Below are 19,450 nucleotides of genomic sequence, written 5' to 3' on the forward strand. Positions count from 1 at the left end.
TTCCTTAAGAGTCCTGGTATTCTGGATAATATACAGAGCGACCGATATGACCATCATTATAGCGCACAAACCAATCAACAGATCTGATACCATCGGTGTAATTTGGAACCATATAATATCCCTATTTGGTATGTAACTTGCTTTTACTAATCCATGGCGTACCAGATCGGCAATCCACTCTGCATCTTTTACATCCGTCTTACGTCCGGGAACTCCTTTGATATGCTGCGCATTCACAACCATGATCGGTATCTGTTCTTCTTCAAATATATTATATACAGGTTTCCAATAAGAGCCCGTACTTTCCATGGCAGCCATCTCACAATCTGTTTCTTTCAGCCACGAAACTAATTGGAGATCTTGCAGGCCTCCTGGATTCTATCGACCAGCTTTTTGGAAAATATAATGCTTTTTTATAATCTAATAGCTTTTGAAAATCTAATGCTGCTATTTTAAATCCGAAAAATAACCGGGTACGTTTTTTGCCATGCACAGGTATCTTGTCCACATGATATCTTCGACGAAGAAGAGAGGGAATTGCTTCTACTCCATTTCTAAATTTTGCATATTCAGAAAATTCTTCCGTCTGCATGTACTGTAATTGTTTTGCACGACCAACGGATTTCCAAGATACTTCCTTTCGGACTCGTGTTTTTAGAAAACGCGACTGACACCGTTCTTTGTAAGGACATCCTTCGCAGTCACTTATCCGAAAATACGCAACGGAACGCTCATTGCCTGGATCATAGATACAGTCTTCAGGTACACGATTATTCTTACATTTGATGAGATATTTTCCATCATCAGTAAAAACAAAATCAGCATATATTTCATCTGGTTTGCGTCCTGTGAAATTGGTTGTAACAAGTTTTAGATTATGTTCAGATGCTAAACGTGAGTTCTCTTCTCCGCTGTATGCCCCATCGGCAACAATAAAAGAACCATCAGAAAAATCTTTTTTCTCATTAAGATAATCTTTCATAAACTGATTATCTGCGTAGGTATTTTGCTGGTAATCGTAGACAATGACCAGACTGCTTTTTTCTCCGACAGCTTCAACTACGTTTCCAACGTATCCAAGATGTCTGCCACCTGCTTTATAGCGGAAAGTGGCTTCTGGATCAGAAGGATTAAGCAATACTTCTGAAGGATTTTCAACTTCCTCTTTTTTGTCGAAGCCGCCTTGAGCCACCATCATCAATGATTGTGCGTTCCTTTAATAGGCGAATAAGAAGCTGATATTCACTTGTATCATCAAAATCACCGGTTGAATCACAAATCTTTATCAAGATATCTGCATCTTTCATCACAACAACGTTTCTCTCAGTTGCATCCATATCCCGCTTGTGATAAATGCATTTATTATAATCATCTTTTTTAATATAATGATATTGTTCATCCGGAATTTTTGTTCCACGCTCATCCATTATTTTGCAAAGATTAGCAACACAAGTATAAAACAATTCAAGCAATGAGAGGTTTCTGATATTTGCAGCAACCATTAAACTGTCCATACGTTGTTTATCCGGAGTGATATCCATAAAATCAGATATTTCTTTTGCCATTTTTACAACACATTCATGAATAAGATCAACATCATGCTCTGTTTCCTCTTGCTCTAAACCTGCTGAGGGTTCTGTCACTAATTGGCTGCTCTTCAAAACTGGTTGTGTGCAGTGCATACTGATAGCGGATATCAAATGCCATAGCTTCAACGATCTCATCGTCAGTAACATTAAGAGCTTCTTTAAGAATCAGTGCCCCAACAATCACATTGACCGGAGTATTAGGTCTGGATGCTTTTTTACTGTAAAGAACAGAAAAAATATTTTCATCAATAGCAGGAAAAACTTTGTCTGCAAAAGTATTTGCCCATGATTTTTCTAACATTCGTTTTTCGCGTTCTGTAAGATTAAAAGTACTGTCTAAAACAGTAAGCTGTTGATTATCATTTTTAACAAAAGACATATAGATCACCTCATAAAATGCTACCTACATTTTACCAAAGAATCCAATGTTTTTACATATCGTGTTAAGTTTTCAAGGTACAAATTTATATCAAAGGCTATAAACCTTTTGACACCCTAATCTTTTATTTTATCTTCTCCGGAGCAGTTTTTTACACTGGCTTACAGGTGCATCCGATTCCCAGTCCATCCGGACCGATATGACAGGACAAACCGAAGGAAAGTTTATCACACATGACTTCCATTCCCGGGAAACTTTCTTTAATCTGGTTTACCCATTCTTCTGTCACTTCATCGGTACTGCTGGACGCCGCCATCAGGTACACTTTACCCGCAGCATATTCTTCTCGGAAATTCGTTTCCAGCTCATGCTTCATTGCATCGATCATAACTTTACGTGATTTCTTCATACCACGGCATTTCTGGTAGATATCAAGCTTTCCTGTGCTGAAATGCATAACAGGTTTGATATTCAGGACATCTGCTGCCAAAGCTGTCACAGAGCTGACTCTTCCTCCTTTTTTGAGATATTTCAGTGTGCTGAGCCCGATATAAATTGTCATTTTTTCTCTGGTTTCTTCAAGAATTTTCTTGATTTCGACTACACTGTATCCTTCTTCTGCCATTTCTACTGCATCAAGAACAGAACGATGCATCGGGGTTGCCACACGACCGTTATCTACGACAAACACCTTACCGGCAAATTCATCTTCATTTGCCATGGCTTCTGCTGTCATACAGGACCCACTTAAAGCACTACTAAGAGGAATATAAACAATCTCCTCATATTCTTTCAGCATCTCTTTCCACATATCCATAACTTCTGTTGGTGACGGCTGAGATGTAGATACATCTACGCCCTTTCGAAGCATATCATAAAATTCATCTCTGGAAAGATCTACTCCTTCACGATACACTTTCTCTCCGATATAAAAGGGCATCGGTAGTACCTTAATTCCGAGTCTCTGCGCTTCTTCGCTCAAAATTCCACTGTGGCTGTCTGTCATGATTCCTATTTTCTTCATAATATCTTCTTCCTTTGTAATCTATTTTTATAACGTCTTAATAATCGGCATTACACTTCATTTATATTTGTATCATATCATTATTTTTCATTCGGCAAAATAAAGGATGACGCAATTTCCTCCTCCGCATACTCTTCCACATCCGTTCTCGTTACTCGTTTTATATGTTGTTTTTTTAGGCGCAGATATACGAACTCCCGGAATATAGTATAAAATACCGATACAAGTGGAATGAAAATCAGCATACCTATAATTCCCATAAGATTTCCGCCGATTGTAACTGCCGCCAGTACCCAAATTGATGGAAGTCCTACTGATCCGCCAACCACATGAGGATAGATCAGATTACCTTCTATCTGCTGCAAAAGCAGAAAAACTATAATAAATAAAACTGCCTGTTTTGGATTTACCATAAAGATCAGAAAACTTCCCACGGCACAGCCAATAAAGGCTCCAAAGATAGGAACCAATGCGGTAAACGCGATCAAAATTCCAATTAAAAGTGCATATGGCATTTTTAAAATACTTAGCGTGATAACAAACATCATTCCGAGAATTACTGCTTCCAGACACTGCCCTGCAAGAAAATTTGCAAATGTCCGATATGTCAGCGAACATATGTTAAGAATTGCATCTGCTTTTTGTTTTGGAATAAAAGCGAAAATCACTTTTCTTACCTGTAAATGTAATTTTTCCTTCTGAAAAAGAATATAGCATGCAAAGGAAAACGAAATAAAAAAGGTCGCTAATCCACTGGCAATGGAACCTACTGCTGACATCGTCGTATTCATCATATTTCCGACTCCGTTTCCAAGAATACTTATTCCCCATTTAATTGCCTGATCAGGCTGAAACTGCAGCTGATCTACCAATTTCATAATATCCTGATTATCATGTGAAATTTCCCGAATCCAGTTTTGCATCTGTGGAATAAAATCTGAAATACTCGTCATCAGATTTCCCATGGTCTGTGTAAGCTGTGGAATCACACCAAACATTACCAATACCATTACACCTGCTGCCAATATAATTGTAAGAAGCAGGCTTATCGGTCTCGCAGCTTTTTTTCCTATTTTATTATTTTCTTTTATCTTTCCGAGCATTTTCTTTTCCAGGAAACTCATTGGTACATTAATCACAAAGGCAATTGCACCACCAAGCGCAAAAGGAAACACAATTTTCCATATTGACTTCAGCACTTCAATCACCACATCGAATTTCCACAAAGCAACTACAAGAAATGCCGTAAACACAATCAGTTCTCGAATTTTTTTCATAGAACATCTACTTAAATCCACTATCTTTTCCCTCTTTTTCTTAGTTTCATACGTATACACTTAAGTAATTGAATAATCAGAAGGCTTGCAAAAGCATATAAATATACACATCCAAACTGCATCAGATTCAACGTTTCCACTTTGAATAAGTTATGGAAACCAGGAACCGTCAGTACTGTTGTAATGAGTACTGCACCTAACACAAATGCTCCCTGAAGCCACTTGTTATGAAAGAGACCTTTTGTAAAAATGACCGGATGATCTGATTTGCAATTATATCCATGAAACAAACGTGCCAGACAAAGAGTTCCAAAAGCATACGTGCTTCCAAGCAATGTACCATTCTGGTTGTATCCTGTCAAAAAACTGATCATTGTCATTGCTCCAATTACCAAACCTTCCAGACCGATTTTGCTAAGAAAATCTTTTGTCAATATCGACTCATCTGCCAATCTCGGTTTTTCACTCATCACTTCACTTCTATCCGGCTCTAAGCCTAACGCAATTGCCGGAAGACTATCCGTCAAAAGATTAATGAAGAGTAAATGTACTGGTGCAAATGGCACCGGAAGTCCTGCAACCGATGAACAAAGAACGGTTAAAATTGCTCCGAAATTTCCTGACAAAAGAAACTGTATCGCATACTTGATATTCTGATATAAGTTTCGTCCATTTTCCACTGCTTTTACGATTGTTGCAAAGTTATCATCTGTAAGTACCATCGCTGCTGCATCTTTCGCAACTTCCGTTCCGGTCATTCCCATTGCAACACCAATATCTGCCTGCTTTAATGCCGGTGCATCATTGACACCGTCTCCTGTCATTGCCACAATCATTCCTCTTTCCTGCCATGCCCGAACAATGCGAATTTTATGTTCCGGTGACACTCTTGCATACACAGAAATATTTGAGACAAATTCTTTGAGTTCCTCGTCACTCATATTTTCTATATCTGCCCCTTCACAGGCTTCCGATAAATCATGTAATATTCCAACTCTCTTTGCAATTGCTGCTGCTGTAATTTTATGATCTCCGGTGATCATAACCGGTCGAATTCCCGCTTTTATACATTCCGCTACCGCAGCTTTTGATTCTTCTCTCGGAGGATCCATCATCGCAATCAAACCAAGAAATACTAAGTGATCCTCATCTTGTATCGTTAATGTGTGATTCTTAGGAATTTCACGATAGGTAAAAGACAATACTCTTAAACCTTCCATCGAAAATTCCTGATTTTGACGTTGTATTTTTTCTTTATCTTCCTCAGTAATTTTTCGAATTCCCTCTTTCGTCCAGATTTGCTCTGTACGTTCCAGGAGCTTGTCGACTGCACCTTTTACAATCATTTGATTTTTACCATCTATCAGGTGAAGTGTTGACATCATCTTTCGATCACTGTCAAATGGCAGTTCTCCATTTCTTGGATAAAGCTTTCTTACGCTTGCCGCCTCTATCCCATATCGACTTCCAAGATTAATCAATGCTGTTTCTGTCGGATCTCCAATTTCTACTCCATTTTCATTTGTCGAATCATTACATAGAATACTGTAATTTAAAAGACATTTTTGTGCCTGATCTGATATATCAATTGCCTCTGCTGAAATTCTTTTTCCATCTATATAATAATCTTCAACCGTCATTTTATTCTGTGTGAGCGTTCCTGTCTTATCCGAACAAATAATAGAAACACTTCCAAGTCCTTCTACCGCCTGTAGTTTACGAATGATTGCATGCTCTTTTGCCATCTTCTGTGTTCCGAAAGAAAGTACAATTGTCACGATAGAACTTAGCGCTTCAGGAATTGCTGCTACTGCAAGTGCTACTGCAAACATAAATGCACTGCTGATCTTTTCACCGCGGAACACATTTATTGCAAATAAGAGTCCGCAAAATACCAGAATCATAATAGAAAGCTTCTTTCCAAAGACTTCCAAACTCACCTGAAGTGGTGTCTGTTTTTCCGAAGTTGACTTCAAAAGTCCTGCAATCTTTCCGACTTCTGTCTGCATTCCTATATCCGTTACAACAGCTTTCCCACGCCCATACGTTACAAAACTACCGGAAAATAACATATTTGTCCGATCACCAAGTGGCGCTTCCGTCAATATTGTATCCATGTTTTTCTCAACTGCAAGACTTTCTCCTGTAAGAGCACTCTCATCAATCTTAAGACTTGCATTTTCAATCAGTCTTCCATCAGCCGGAATCATATCTCCTGCTTCAAGCAGTATCACATCTCCAACAACCAGTTCTCTTGCCGGAATTTGAACGACTGTACCATCACGCAATACTTTTGCCTCCGGGCCAGAAAGATTCTTTAAACTCTGCAGAGATTGTTCTGCTTTTACCGTCTGTATTGTTCCCAAGATTGCATTGATCGTAATAACCGTCACGATAACTGCCGCACTTTCCACATCTCCAAGCATACCAGATATGATTGCTGATGCAATTAGAATCAGTACAAGAAAATCCTTATACTGTTCAAAGAAAATCTGCAGGATACCTTTCTTCTTTCCTTCTGTAAGTTCATTCCACCCACACTTTTCTCTGGATCTTTTCACCTGTTCACTCGTAAGCCCAGATTTCTTGCCATTCACCCTTTCAAGAACCTCTTCTACCGTCTGCTGATAAATTTCCTTCATCACTTCCGCCTCCTCGTTCTCCTAAATATTTTTCTAGTCATTGCAATATAAAATTGCTTATACAGTCTCTCCCTTAAGAGTCCTGGTATTCTGGATAATATACAGAGCGACCGATATGACCATCATTATAGCGCACAAACCAATCAACAGATCTGATACCATCGGTGTAATTTGGAACCATATAATATGCACCGCTGCAGTTCCATATAATAAAAAGGTTACTATCTTTCCATGCCAGTCTGCACCATGTACTTTTCCTGTCTTTCGTATCACAAGACATCCACTGACTACCATATACAGCTCCTTACCTGCCATTATTACGATTAAAAGAAGCATATGCGGAAAACGAGTAAACAGACAGATTAACATCGCTGCCTGTGTCAGCTTATCAGCCACTGGATCAAGTATTTTTCCTAAATTACTAATCCTATGGAATCTTCTTGCGATATATCCATCAGCAAGATCCGTAAGACCAGACAGCAATAAGATTTCACCAGCTAACAGAGGATTTTTCTTTACACAATAACTCCATATAATTACCGGAATCAGACAAAGCCGAAAAAAAGAAAGAAGATTAGGAACCGTAATAATTCTATTCAAATTTTCTTCCTGATTCACTTCACTCTGCATGTACGGTCACCTCACTTTCCTTTTTTTTAGACATAAACCAATAAAATATAACACAAAATGCTAAAGCAAACACAACACCAAAAACATTTTGAATCACTCTAAGACTAACCGCTCCTTGTAGTCCATAAGTCTCTGCAGCAATGGCTAAAGCACCAAATGTGTTAAATACTGCCTGCCAGCCATATTGTGCTGAAAGTCCTACACCGATTCCACCAAGAATTCCTATATATGCATAGATTGACGAAGGAAGCAGAAAATATAATACTGTAAAACATATAACACCTGCAATATTTCCGACAATCCTTTTACGGACTCTGTAGTGCATATCTTCCATAAACGGCAAAATCGCGGACATGGCCGCAATACCAGCCCACATTGCACGTGGCATATTACAAAGTTCTGCAATGCAAAGGACAATCGGTACGCATAAAATCTGACATATCTGCCATTTTGTTCTGGAAGAAGTGATATCAAATTCTTGTATCAGATCTTTCAGATTTCTTTTATAAGTTCTGTTTTTATGATTTCGATAAAATACAAAGCAGGTAAGTGCTGCACCTAAAGCCATTCCGACTAATCGCATCTGATAGCTTTTTCCCGTAACATCATAACCATATAGCAGCAGATACCCAAGAACCAATGTAGATTGATTAAACATGAATGGATTATGGCATCCGAACAGAATCAACACAGCCAGTGCCGCAATATTTAACAGCATTCCCAATACCGGTGAAAACTGATTTGCTAAATGCGGACATACAGTCATAATTACAAAGAACAAAGCCAAAAGCATCGTAGATTGTCCGGTGTGGATCCCCAGATCCGCATTTCTAAACACCATGAGACATAATAAGACTACTACACCTACAATGCTGTTCTCATTTCCAAATAGGATGCTGAAAATACTAACAAAGAAAAAACAAAATGCCATTGTAACAGCTATCTTCACCAGATATACCCACATATGATATAATTTTTCTTTTAATGTTTCACTCTTTTTCAACAGGTTTTTAGAACCTGCCTGATTTAACTGCAACTCCTGATAAAATGTCATATAAATCCTCCCAGCTTCTAATTTATCTTAAAACTATATAATCTCATCTTTCTGCTTTGGCAGCTCTATAACAAATCTGCATCCACCATATTCACGGTTTTCTGCTTTGATTGTTCCTCCGGCACTATCTACAATCCGTTTTACAAGTGCAAGACCTAGGCCATTTCCTTCTGCTTTATGAGATCCATCTACCTGATAGAACTTGTCAAATATTCTGGATTTTACATCATCCTCTATTCCTGGTCCTTCATCTTCCAGAATGAATTTAACAGAATCCTGTTCTTGTTTCAGAAACATCGTAATTGTCCCCTTTGAAGGGCTGAACTTAATCGCATTATCCAAAAGATTTATCCAGATATGCATAAAAAGTCCTTCATTCCCAGTATATTTAACTTCCTCCAATTCTACCTGAAAACCAATTTCTTTTTCTGTCCATTTTGTTTCCAATGAAAGAAATGCCTGGCGGATCTGTTCATCCAGACGATATTCTGTTTTTTTCATTGGTATATTCTGATTCTCTAACTTGGATAACAGCAAAATATTACCAACCAATCCGGAAAGTCTTTGGGTGTTAAATAAGATTTTTTCTACATATTCCTCTTGATCCGGAGACAGTTCTTCTCCCTGAAGCAGCATTGTATATCCTTCAATGGCATTAATCGGGGTCTTAAACTCATGAGAAACATTAGATACAAAATCCATCTGCAGCACCTCTGTTGCACGAAGTTCTTTTGTCATAACGTTAAAACTTTGATAAGATTCTCCAACTTCTGCTATACGGCTGTTCGTTTCCAAATGCTGTTCAAAATCTCCCTGAGAAACTTCCTTCATTGCTTTACTAAGTCTGGTAATTGGTTCCAGTAACTTTGCATTAATAAAGGAAGTGATCAGCCCTGCAATCAATGTATTGAAAATCAAAAGCCAGCCAAGCACAGGTATGCTGCCCGGCAGATTAAAAAAATGATTCAAAAAAGCAAATAATAAAGCAGATATGACTGTTGAAAATACAAGTGCCAGCCAGATTGCACCAGTCAGACAGGATCGGATCCGCAATCCTTTTTCATTCTTTTGTTCCATTATTTTTTCACCACCTTGTATCCAATTCCACGCATTGTTACGATTTCAAAATCAGGGTTATCTTTAAAACGCTCCCTGATTCTTCCTATATGTACCTCTATCGTATGTGGGTCTGCCTCCGTCTCGTATCCCCATACTTCATCCATCAACTGTTGTTTTGTAAATGTTCTGCCTGGCGAAGCTGCAAGCTTATATAAAAGCAGGAATTCTTTTTTAGGCAAAACAAGACTTTCCTTATCAGTTGTAACCGTCATTGCATCATAATCAAACTCTGTTGAACCGATCACAATTTTGTGTTCATTCAGTATCTGTGCACGGCGAAGCAATGCTCCGACTCTTAAAACCATTTCATTCACATTTACCGGTTTTACCATATAATCGTCACTTCCCGAAAGAAATCCCTGGCGCATATCATCAAAGGAACCTTTCGCAGTGATCATAAGTACCGGTATCTGATATCCTGCTGAACGGAGTTCCGACACCAGTTCATAACCATCCATAACCGGCATCATAATATCAGAAATGATCAGATCAATATATTCCTTATCCAATACTTCTAATGCCTGTGCTCCATCCGATGCACTTTTGACTTGATATCCATTCTTCTCAAGCACTTTTTGGAATAGCTGGCTTAATTCTTTATCATCTTCTACAATCAATATTTGAAACACGTTTTCCTTCCTCCTTATTAAAACAGATACCTTGCCCATCCAAGCAGATGCTGTACCAAAAATATTTTTCTCTGACGTTTCTTTGTTAATTCGATTGGCTCTACATGATATGGATCACGATAGGTTCCATCTTCCAATACCTGGCGGGACACTCTTTCATATTCCATCATGCCCTCTTCCAACTGTTTATTAATATCTTTACTGCGTATTACAAGCATCAGTTCCGTATCCAGATATGCACTTCTCATGTCCATATTAAAGGAACCGATTACAGACAGATCATCGTCAATCAGAATACTTTTTCCGTGGTATGAATAACCGCCTTCATATTCCCAGATATTAATTCCTGTACTTAAGATTCTATTTCTGTTTTTCGCATAATCGGCAGCCCCAAATGGATTCCCATTATTCGCAACTGAATTTGTCATGATAGAAAAATCTGAAACGTTCTCTGCAATCTCCTCCCATGTATTATACATCATATCATTACAGATAATATATGGCGTGTGGATCTTCACACGATTTTTTGCATTTTTCATCAATTCTCCCAACTGATACCACACTACTGGTTCTTTGGAACCTGTGTGAATAGGATTTGACACTAATGCAATCTTTTCTGTCTCAAAAGTTTCGTCCGTGTAATCGGTATCGCAGATTCTTTCCTTATTCTCTTCAAAATATTTCTGATAGCCGTTCTGCAGCTCTAAAACTGCGTTCTTTACAGATTTTCTATTTGCCAGTTTTTTATTGTCATGAAAATAACCACTGTCTTCTTGTTCCCATATCGTTTCAAAATACTCTGACAACTGGTTAACTGAATTTTCTTTCTCAGGTTCATCGCAAACCACTAACACGTCTCTGTCATAGTTCTTATGTCCCGGAAAATCACCCAGGAAATAATTGTATGTATTTCTTCCCCCAAGAATATATCTCTTTCCATCTGCAATCAAATATTTATCATGCATTCTACCCATCATCTTCCATGGTTTCAACGGATTGGCCTTATTATACAGTTTAATTTCAACATTCTCATGGGAAGATAATCCATAGAAATACGGATTTCCTTCCATATCAATCCAGCTCTCCATTCCATCTACTAACAGACGAATATGTACACCTCTGTCTGCCGCATCATGCAGTGCTCCTAAAATCAATTTTCCACTTTCATCGGATTGAAATGCAAAAGTAGAAAGAATAATTTCCTTTTTGGCATTCTTGATCAAACGCACTCTTTGTAAAAGCGCTTCTGGATTCTTTTCTATGATTACTGCCCGTTCTGTATTTTCACTGCATTCGTTCCATGACCCATTTTTTGTTTCTTTTTTGGTTGTATTGGACACTTCCGGCTGCTTTTTATATGCAACGCAGATTCCGAGCAATTCATAAAAAGCCACACATAAAAAAATTGCCAGTATAACAAGAAGGATTTTACATATTTTATACTTTTTCATTGTACATCACCTGATTCCTTTTTATTTCATACTTATACAATACAAAGTCAATCTCAATTTAACCTCAACAAAATTTATTTTTCATAAAAAAATATGACAGGCTTCTTTTTAAAGAAACAGTCATATTTTTATTCTAATATATGAAGGAGCTTTTCTTACTCCGTTGTATTAATCACTATTTTATTTCTTCCATAAGCTGTCGGATTTTTCTCAATGTACACCGCGTAACTGCCAGGTCATCTTCTTGTATATTCGATATGATTTTTTCATAAGCTTCTATCATTTTTTCTTTCTGACAATTACTTAATTCAATTGCCTTGTTCGTCAAAACAAGGTACGTTCTTTCTTTTTTTTCATCTAATTTCCAGATAATATATCCTTTATTTTCAAGACTTTTTACCATCTTAGATGTTTCTGGAATCGATAATTTCATGTATTCTGCCACTTCTGAAAGATATACTCCTTCATGACAGTCTGATTTTTCAACACATTCCTTTATACTATAAAGGAACAAATAATCTGTTCTTTCAACAAATTCAAATATGCTTTCAACATTGATGCTCTTTAAAAAAAACTCCTCTGCACTGGTTCCTGCTCCCATATTATCGTTCCTCTCTTTCTATATATTCTTTTTTGCTGACTAGACTCTTATATGCCGGGCGAATAATCTTATCTGTAGTTATCAATTCTTCCAGGCGATGTGCACTCCAACCAGCAATTCTTGCTATCGCAAATAATGGCGTGTACAATTCTCTTGGAATATTCAACATGTCATACACAAAACCACTATAGAAATCTATATTAGGACTTACTCCTTTGAATATCTGACGCTGCTTTGCAATCAACTTAGGTGCAATCTTCTCAATATTGTTATAAAGGGTCATATCTTTCTCACGTCCTTTATCCCTTGCGAGTTGTTCTACAAAGCCTTTGAACACCCTTTCTCTCGGATCGGAAATAGAATATACAGCATGTCCCATTCCATAAATAAGTCCTTTCTGATCAAACGCCTCTTTCTTCAAAATCTTACTCAGATATGATGCAATTTCCTCTTCGTCTTCATAATCTTTCACATGACTTTTAATATCATCCATCATATTCATTACCATCAGATTTGCACCGCCATGTTTTTTTCCTTTTAAGGATGACATTGCTGCTGAAATAACAGAATAAGTATCTGAACCTGAAGATGTTACTACCCGTGTAGTGAATGTAGAATTGTTACCACCACCATGTTCCATATGTAACAATAATGCTATATCCAGTACTCTTGCTTCCAGTTCTGTGAATTTTGTATCTGGTCTTAATAGGCGCAGGAAATTTTCAGCAATAGATAAATCTTTTTCAGGTCTATGAATATACATACTTTCGTTTTTTTCATAATGACAATAAGCATGGTATGCATATACTGCTAACATAGGAAATGCTGCGATCAACTGCATACTCTGCCTTAGCACATTCGGAATTTCAAGACTTTCTTTCTCCTTATCGTAAGAGCCCAATGTAAGAATACTTCGAGTCATAGAACCCATAATATCTGATGTAGGTGCTTTCATAATGACATCTCTGGTAAAGTTAGTCGGTAGTTCCATACAATCAGATAGTCTTCCCTGAAATTCCATTAACTGTGTATCAGTTGGCAATTCTCCGAATAAAAGAAGATATGCTCCTTCTTCAAAGACAAACCTTTTTCCTTTACTTCCTGTTACTAAATCTTTTATATTATAACCACGATAAGATAACTCGCCATCACATGGACTCTTTACTCCATCACGATATTCAAAAGCTTTTATATCAGAAATATTTGTAAGCCCCGTCAACACACCTTGGCCTTTTTCATCTCGTAAGCCTCTTTTTACACCATACTCTGAATATAGATTCTTACTAATGCTATCATTTTGTTCACAAAAAATTGCTTGCTGTTTCATATAATTTTCCAAATTGCTCATTTGAATCGCTCCTTTCATTCTGTTACGAACTTACATACTATACTCAGATATTCTTGTTTCCAGAGCATTCAGCATTGTCTGTTCTTTTTCTTATTCTTATTCATTAGCAATACAATACAATGGAAAACTCAATTTAACCTCAACAAGGTTTGTTTTTTCATCCATGCAAAATCTTCTTTGTACAACAGACTGTTAGATATAGCAAAAACGGCCTTTCAAAAACAGTTAACTTCTAAATCAACTGTTTTTTGAAAGGTCGTTTCATCAGATTCTTATAGCAATCCAGCAAATAATCTCATAAATAATTGTCCTAGTCGCAAATATGCACTTCGTCCGGTTTGATATTGGTCTGTCACATCACGACATTCTCCCATCGTTCTTATCAGATCATTTTTTATTTCCACAACTGCCTGACAATCTGCCATAAAACAACCGTTTTCAAAATGGTGATATAAACTTCGATAATCCAGATTAATTGTTCCACAAGTTGCCATACAGTCATCTGCCACACTCATTTTTGCATGACAGAAACCAGGAGTCCACTCATAAACACGAACACCATGTTTAACTAATCCATGATAAAAAGAACGAGTTATATTATAAATGAATTTTTTATCAGGGATACCAGGTGTGATAATTCTTACGTCTACCCCTCGCTTAGCAGCCAGACATAACGCATGCGTCATTTCATCTGTTATGATTAGATATGGAGTCATAAACCAACAATATTTTTCAGCTTTATTTATCATACTGATATAAACTTCTTCTCCTACCTGCTCATTATCCATAGGGCTGTCTGCATAAGGTTGAACAAACCCAGTTTGCTGTGCCGCATAATCATAGTGGAAAAGGTATTTACTAAAATCAGAATCATTAGCAGCCTTAGCACTTACTGCATTCCACATTTCCAAAAATGTCACCGTAAGCGACTGAACAGCATCTCCTTCTAAACGAATACCTGTATCTTTCCACTGTCCATACGGGTGTGTGTAATTAAAATATTCGTTTGCTAGATTATATCCACCTGTAAATCCGACTTTTCCATCAATAACGGTTATTTTTCTATGATCACGATTGTTCAAAAACAGATTTAAACCTGGCATAAACGGATTGAATACACGGCAATGAATTCCTATTGCCTCCATCTTTTTCACAAAATCTGTGTTAATAAAGCCTATAGAACCCATATCATCGTAGAATACTCTAACTTCCACACCTGCTTTTACTCGCTCTTCCAGAACATCTTGAATCTTATGCCATGCTTCAGCGTCTTCTATCGCATGATATTCCATAAAGATAAACTTCTGTGCTTTCTCCAAATCCTTAAGCTGTGCCTCTAATCCTTTCACTGCTTCATCAAAATACACAATATCCGTATTCTGATAGATTGGATACTGCGAATTTCTTTGTATGTAACTTGCTATATTTCCTGCTTTCGGAATTGTTTCTTTTATTCTGCTCAAACACTCCTGACTGTCCGGAAGCATTGGTAACAATTTGCTATCAATTTCTGCATATCGCTCACGCATTTTATGTGTGCCACCATTCAAACCAATCAACAAATACAGGCCTACACCCATAATTGGGAAGATTAGAATTAAGATGACCCAAGGCATTTTCATAGAAGAGGTCTTATCTGATGCGTACAATCCCAAAACCAAGATTCCACTCAAAATCCTTGTAAATAAATTTATAATTTCTGCATATTCATTCAAGCGTGTTACGATAGTAATAATAAAAATCACTTCCAGAAGAATGCAGACTATGGAAAAACACAGCCGTTTTACCCCATTTTTTGTTTTTGCTTTGCCCTCTAAAGTATCTTGTTTCATATATATTCCGCCTTCCTACTTGCTCAGTTTTCTCCCTAAATTTCGTGGAACATACCAATTTTGTCTTTTATTCTCTGCATTTCATTATCTGCTTCAATGATAGCTCTTGCAGAATGAAGTAATTCTTCACTTATCTCATCATAGCCAGGCATTTCTTCAATTCCTTTTTTATAGCGAAGTTGATGTTCCAATGTTGCCCAGAAATCCATACCATTGGTTCGAATCTGTAATTCTACACGCATAGGTGTTTTACCCTTAGCAAAAAATACTGGTATTTCAACAATCATATGATAGCTTCGATAACCATTCGATTTTGGATTTTTTATATAATCTTTTATTTCAATAACTTTAATATCATCCTGTTGGGTAATCAAATCTGATATCATATAAATATCGTCAATAAACGCACAAACTATTCGAACGCCTGCTACATCATTGAGATATGTCTGTATATTTTCTGTTGTAAATTCATATCCCATCTTCTGCAGTTTATTGTAAATACTATTGGGCTTCTTAATTCTTGTTTTTATAAAAGAAATAGGATTTCGATTGTTCTCAGCTGAAAATTCATCATCCAAAACCTCAAGTTTAGTTTGTATCTCCCGAATAGCACAACGATACATCATCATTAAATTATAAAATTTCGTAGCATTATTTAAAAACTGTAGTGATTCCGGACTGTTCATCCTGAGTTTTTTTACTTCATCTTTTGTCATGGAACTTTCCTTTCTACCTCATCCCTGATTTCAAAACATTATTTATTTTGATAGTTGATTCGTTCTCCTTGAATTACTGGATAACAAATCATTTTATCACTATCCAGATTTTCTACATGCATATCTACTGCACTGATCTGATGGTTTTCATAAGTATTGTAATAATAAATACCTTTTGTAACATTACAACACGACGTATACAATGTGATTTCATATTTTCCATCCGCTACTTCGCAACATCCTCGTTGCTGATCCACAGATCCGAGAATGTGGAAGAATTGGCTAACGCTTTCTTCCTCTGATTCACCTGAAATTGCATTTACCTTTGTAAAAGCTACACGTACAAAGCGTGAGGAAGATGAGAGATCTCCCGGAAGACCTAATCCTCCCATACCTCTACTATATGCATCAAGAGCCAAATTTTCGCAGAAAGTATTTCTGGGCTGTTTAGGAGATAAATGCATATAATTATTTAGTTGAAACATCTGCTGTGGAAATGGCGGATTATTCGTAAGCACTCCTACTGGATTATCATAAATATGCAAACCATCTGACATAGATTCTACCGTAATTGACTCATTCTCATCAGAAATGATCCAGTGTAATTGTGCTAATGGCAATTGCTCGCTGAAAGGAGTATTAACAATATTAATTCGTTCAAGAAGCTCGCGAACTTCAACTAAAGAAGAACACTGACTTAAAATCCACGGAATAAATTCAAACTGTGCAATATTTTCCACATCTGGCTTAATCGCGGCATAAACAGCATTTCCGACAAAATTCAGTCCTGCCATTGCCACTCCTTTTTCATTCATAGCATCATAATACAAAGGATAATCCTCTGCAACATGAGCCATTCCAATAATTGCATAATGATTTTTCATATCGCCAACATGGCGAAAATTAAACGCATAATTACGTGGTGTAATTACTATCTGATCACCATAAGAGAATTCATAATCGAGGGTTCGTCCAAAGTAAAAATCTTTTGTTTTATAAGTTGCTGCTGTACACATGATCGTTTATCCTCCTAAATAGATTGAAATATGTCAATGAGTTTTTTTCTTGAACAATAGTATAGCACAATCTTTTATTTTGTTCCAACTTCATACATGATCATAACATGTAAACTTTAAACTATTTTCCTAGATTATTTCTCCATCAGTTTTTCAAACCAGGTATCCATAGCTAGGATGAATTGACCTACGTCTGGCAATTCTTGCAGCATTTCGTTTAGGGTTTTGTGCTTCACATATTTCTGCACATACACCCAAAAGACAACGCTACTGGCTTCTGATACAATGTCAGCTATGGTTTTGCGCATAAGCTCTTCAAATTCAGCAATTTCTTCTTTCGGAACAACATCATATGTGGTGACAGTATGGAGCCTCTCTATCTGGATGGACAGATCATCTGGATTCATAAACAAGAAACTCTTGAAGAAGGAGAAATCGGTGTCTTTTTCCTCGATGGTGATGCTTATGTAAAGAAATATCATCAATCTGATTCCGGTATCCAATTTATTTCTCTAAATAAAAAATATGCTCCTATCCAAGTCACTTCCGGCTCCACCTTAAAAACTTTTGGAAAAGTAGTTGGCTAATTTTAAAAGGCTGATGCATTAACAGTAAACTTGCAGGGCGTCTTTTTTCACCATTTTGCATGGCTTATAGCGTTCACAAAACACATTCACAAGTTTCACAAAATCATTCACAAAATCTTCACAAAAAATTAGCACTCACCTCTTGTTATTACAGCGTAGCTTTTGTCTTAGTTCATAGAGTGCCGTAAAGTGCCTATTTACAGGCTTTTCACGGGTTTTATGAATTTATCATATTTCATCAAAAATCGTCAATATACAAAAAATTGGTGTCAAAATTGGTGTCAAATAACCTTAATTTGAGATTTTGATGAGCAACACATCAGTATAAAAAATTGAATATTTTATAGATTATGGAACGCCTAAAATGACGTTCCTTTTCTATTTCCAGCCGTTCTTATTGGACGGCTATTTTATTACCCAAAATGAAAGGAGCATTAGATTTATGAAAAAGACATGGAAACGATTGTGTACGGGCTTCTTAGTTCTTGCAACTGTCGTTACTGCTTTACCGATTACACCTGTCCATGCAGAAAGTAAGCAATACTGGACGGAAAGTGCAGAGCGTGTCGGTATCATTGAAAAAGTAATGAATGACGGTTCTATCGGTTCGACATTCAATGAGGGTTATATGAAAGTCGAGGACGAAACTGCCTATTGTATTGACATCAATACAGATTTTAAGAATGGTTACAAGACCAGAGCTGACGCAAGCTCACGCATGAGTGCCGACCAGATTTCAGATGTGGCGTTATCCTTAGAGTATGTCAAACAGTATGGCGAAGCTCACAAGGAATTGAACTACAAACAAGTCTATCTGTTGGAACAATGTGTAGTCTGGCAGAGATTAAGCGTACATCTTGGCTGGCAATGTGATAACGTGCGAGCTTCTTATGATGAAATACCAAAGGCTACGCAGGACGAAGTTTTCGCTGGTGCAAGAGCCTTTGTTAAAGAGAATAAAGAACGCTATGAATGTGGCGGTTATATCTACTCTGGCGAGGGGCAGGAATTGGGACAATTCTGGGCGAAACTGAATGTCGGAAATACGAAACTGCAAAAGGTTTCCAGTAATACCAGCATTACAGACGGTAACGGGAATTACTCAATCGCTGGTGCAACATACGGTGTCTTTTCTGATAAAGACTGCACAAAACAGCTTGCCACCCTTACGACTGATGAAAACGGAAACACAGATATTGCAGAGGTAAAAGCAGGCACAGTCTATATCAAGGAATTATACGCACCAGCAGGATATAAAGTGGATAAAACTGTATATTCCTTAAAGGTTGAAGTTGGAAAGACAGCAATTTTGAAAGTATCAGATACGCCAAAAGTAACGGACACTTTGATTGAGCTTTTCAAGATTGATATGGAAACACAGAAAGACAATCCGCAAGGGAACGCTTCTTTAGCAGGTGCGGAATTTACATGGAAGTATTATGCTGGCTTCTATAACAAAGACAATCTCTCTGCTAAAGCTACCCTTTACTATCTGGGGGATTGCTGGTACTTCCCAAACCGCCAGAATAAGAAATCACAATTAAAAAACTTATCAA

18 protein-coding genes and 3 pseudogenes are annotated in these 19,450 nt (G+C 37.2%); 2 read left to right on the plus strand and 19 right to left on the minus strand.

Annotated elements, in window-relative coordinates:
* The 19 genes and pseudogenes from I4V84_RS19605 to I4V84_RS07920 all read right to left on the minus strand — a co-directional run.
* Window positions 1–117 (minus strand): annotated as a pseudogene (locus I4V84_RS19605) (CDP-alcohol phosphatidyltransferase family protein); the annotation flags it as partial.
* A 9-nt stretch (window positions 118–126) separates the two neighbouring features.
* Window positions 127–312, minus strand: a pseudogene (locus I4V84_RS07835) (transposase); the annotation flags it as partial.
* 7 nt (window positions 313–319) lie between these two features.
* Entirely contained in the window at window positions 320–1,198 is an 879-nt protein-coding gene (locus tag I4V84_RS07840; protein ID WP_008370190.1) for a transposase, read from the minus strand.
* Window positions 1,155–1,643 carry a hypothetical protein gene (locus tag I4V84_RS07845; protein WP_040446298.1) on the minus strand — a complete coding sequence of 163 codons (489 nt, stop codon included), beginning with the start codon at window positions 1,641–1,643 and terminating at the stop codon, window positions 1,155–1,157. The genes I4V84_RS07840 and I4V84_RS07845 overlap by 44 nt, the downstream gene beginning before the upstream one ends.
* On the minus strand, window positions 1,597–1,968 hold the full coding sequence (locus tag I4V84_RS07850; protein ID WP_005360252.1) for a transposase: 372 nt from the start codon (window positions 1,966–1,968) through the stop codon (window positions 1,597–1,599). The genes I4V84_RS07845 and I4V84_RS07850 overlap by 47 nt, the downstream gene beginning before the upstream one ends.
* 151 nt (window positions 1,969–2,119) lie before the next feature.
* Window positions 2,120–2,992 carry a DegV family protein gene (locus tag I4V84_RS07855; RefSeq protein ID WP_005360251.1) on the minus strand — a complete coding sequence of 291 codons (873 nt, stop codon included), beginning with the start codon at window positions 2,990–2,992 and terminating at the stop codon, window positions 2,120–2,122.
* Window positions 2,993–3,072: 80 nt separating this feature from the next.
* The gene (locus I4V84_RS07860) at window positions 3,073–4,269 is read right to left on the minus strand and encodes an AI-2E family transporter (RefSeq protein ID WP_118584007.1); all 1,197 of its coding nucleotides are present in this window, start codon (window positions 4,267–4,269) and stop codon (window positions 3,073–3,075) included.
* Between the two features lie 20 nt (window positions 4,270–4,289).
* Window positions 4,290–6,911 (minus strand): cation-translocating P-type ATPase, encoded by a 2,622-nt coding sequence (locus I4V84_RS07865; RefSeq protein ID WP_195991528.1) that lies wholly within the window; start codon window positions 6,909–6,911, stop codon window positions 4,290–4,292.
* A gap of 57 nt (window positions 6,912–6,968) precedes the next feature.
* Window positions 6,969–7,541, minus strand: coding sequence for a CDP-alcohol phosphatidyltransferase family protein (locus tag I4V84_RS07870; RefSeq protein WP_006858451.1), 573 nt, complete (start codon window positions 7,539–7,541; stop codon window positions 6,969–6,971).
* Window positions 7,531–8,595, minus strand: a complete 1,065-nt coding sequence (locus I4V84_RS07875) for an FUSC family protein (RefSeq protein ID WP_118584009.1) — start codon at window positions 8,593–8,595, stop codon at window positions 7,531–7,533. The genes I4V84_RS07870 and I4V84_RS07875 overlap by 11 nt, the downstream gene beginning before the upstream one ends.
* A 33-nt stretch (window positions 8,596–8,628) precedes the next feature.
* Window positions 8,629–9,672, minus strand: a complete 1,044-nt coding sequence (locus tag I4V84_RS07880) for a HAMP domain-containing sensor histidine kinase (RefSeq protein ID WP_118584010.1) — start codon at window positions 9,670–9,672, stop codon at window positions 8,629–8,631.
* A complete protein-coding gene (locus tag I4V84_RS07885; protein ID WP_003693048.1) occupies window positions 9,672–10,382 on the minus strand; it encodes a response regulator transcription factor in 711 nt (236 codons plus the stop codon). Before I4V84_RS07885 ends, I4V84_RS07880 begins: the two co-directional genes overlap by 1 nt.
* A complete protein-coding gene (locus I4V84_RS07890) occupies window positions 10,361–11,794 on the minus strand; it encodes a phospholipase D family protein (RefSeq protein WP_118584011.1) in 1,434 nt (477 codons plus the stop codon). The genes I4V84_RS07885 and I4V84_RS07890 overlap by 22 nt, the downstream gene beginning before the upstream one ends.
* A 175-nt stretch (window positions 11,795–11,969) precedes the next feature.
* Complete coding sequence (locus I4V84_RS07895; RefSeq protein WP_006858455.1) at window positions 11,970–12,395, minus strand: MarR family transcriptional regulator; 426 nt, start codon at window positions 12,393–12,395, stop codon at window positions 11,970–11,972.
* A gap of 1 nt (window position 12,396) precedes the next feature.
* On the minus strand, window positions 12,397–13,761 hold the full coding sequence (locus I4V84_RS07900) for a citrate/2-methylcitrate synthase (protein WP_172679323.1): 1,365 nt from the start codon (window positions 13,759–13,761) through the stop codon (window positions 12,397–12,399).
* Between the two features lie 254 nt (window positions 13,762–14,015).
* Window positions 14,016–15,575, minus strand: coding sequence for a cardiolipin synthase (gene cls, locus I4V84_RS07905; RefSeq protein WP_118584012.1), 1,560 nt, complete (start codon window positions 15,573–15,575; stop codon window positions 14,016–14,018).
* 35 nt (window positions 15,576–15,610) lie between these two features.
* On the minus strand, window positions 15,611–16,291 hold the full coding sequence (locus tag I4V84_RS07910; RefSeq protein ID WP_118584013.1) for a GTP pyrophosphokinase family protein: 681 nt from the start codon (window positions 16,289–16,291) through the stop codon (window positions 15,611–15,613).
* Window positions 16,292–16,329: 38 nt separating this feature from the next.
* Window positions 16,330–17,307, minus strand: coding sequence for a choloylglycine hydrolase (bsh, locus tag I4V84_RS07915; protein WP_118339757.1), 978 nt, complete (start codon window positions 17,305–17,307; stop codon window positions 16,330–16,332).
* A gap of 134 nt (window positions 17,308–17,441) precedes the next feature.
* Window positions 17,442–17,714 carry a hypothetical protein gene (locus I4V84_RS07920; protein ID WP_330382803.1) on the minus strand — a complete coding sequence of 91 codons (273 nt, stop codon included), beginning with the start codon at window positions 17,712–17,714 and terminating at the stop codon, window positions 17,442–17,444.
* On the opposite strand from I4V84_RS07920, the gene I4V84_RS07925 reads away from it, so the two are divergent.
* Complete coding sequence (locus tag I4V84_RS07925; protein WP_118584014.1) at window positions 17,673–17,894, plus strand: S24 family peptidase; 222 nt, start codon at window positions 17,673–17,675, stop codon at window positions 17,892–17,894. The two genes, I4V84_RS07920 and I4V84_RS07925, sit on opposite strands and share 42 nt — an antisense overlap.
* 442 nt (window positions 17,895–18,336) lie before the next feature.
* A pseudogene (locus tag I4V84_RS07930) lies at window positions 18,337–19,450 on the plus strand (SrtB-anchored collagen-binding adhesin); the annotation flags it as partial.

It is taken from the genome of Ruminococcus sp. 1001713B170207_170306_F1 (assembly GCF_015668065.1).
In the GTDB taxonomy this organism is placed as follows: domain Bacteria; phylum Bacillota; class Clostridia; order Lachnospirales; family Lachnospiraceae; genus Blautia_A; species Blautia_A faecis.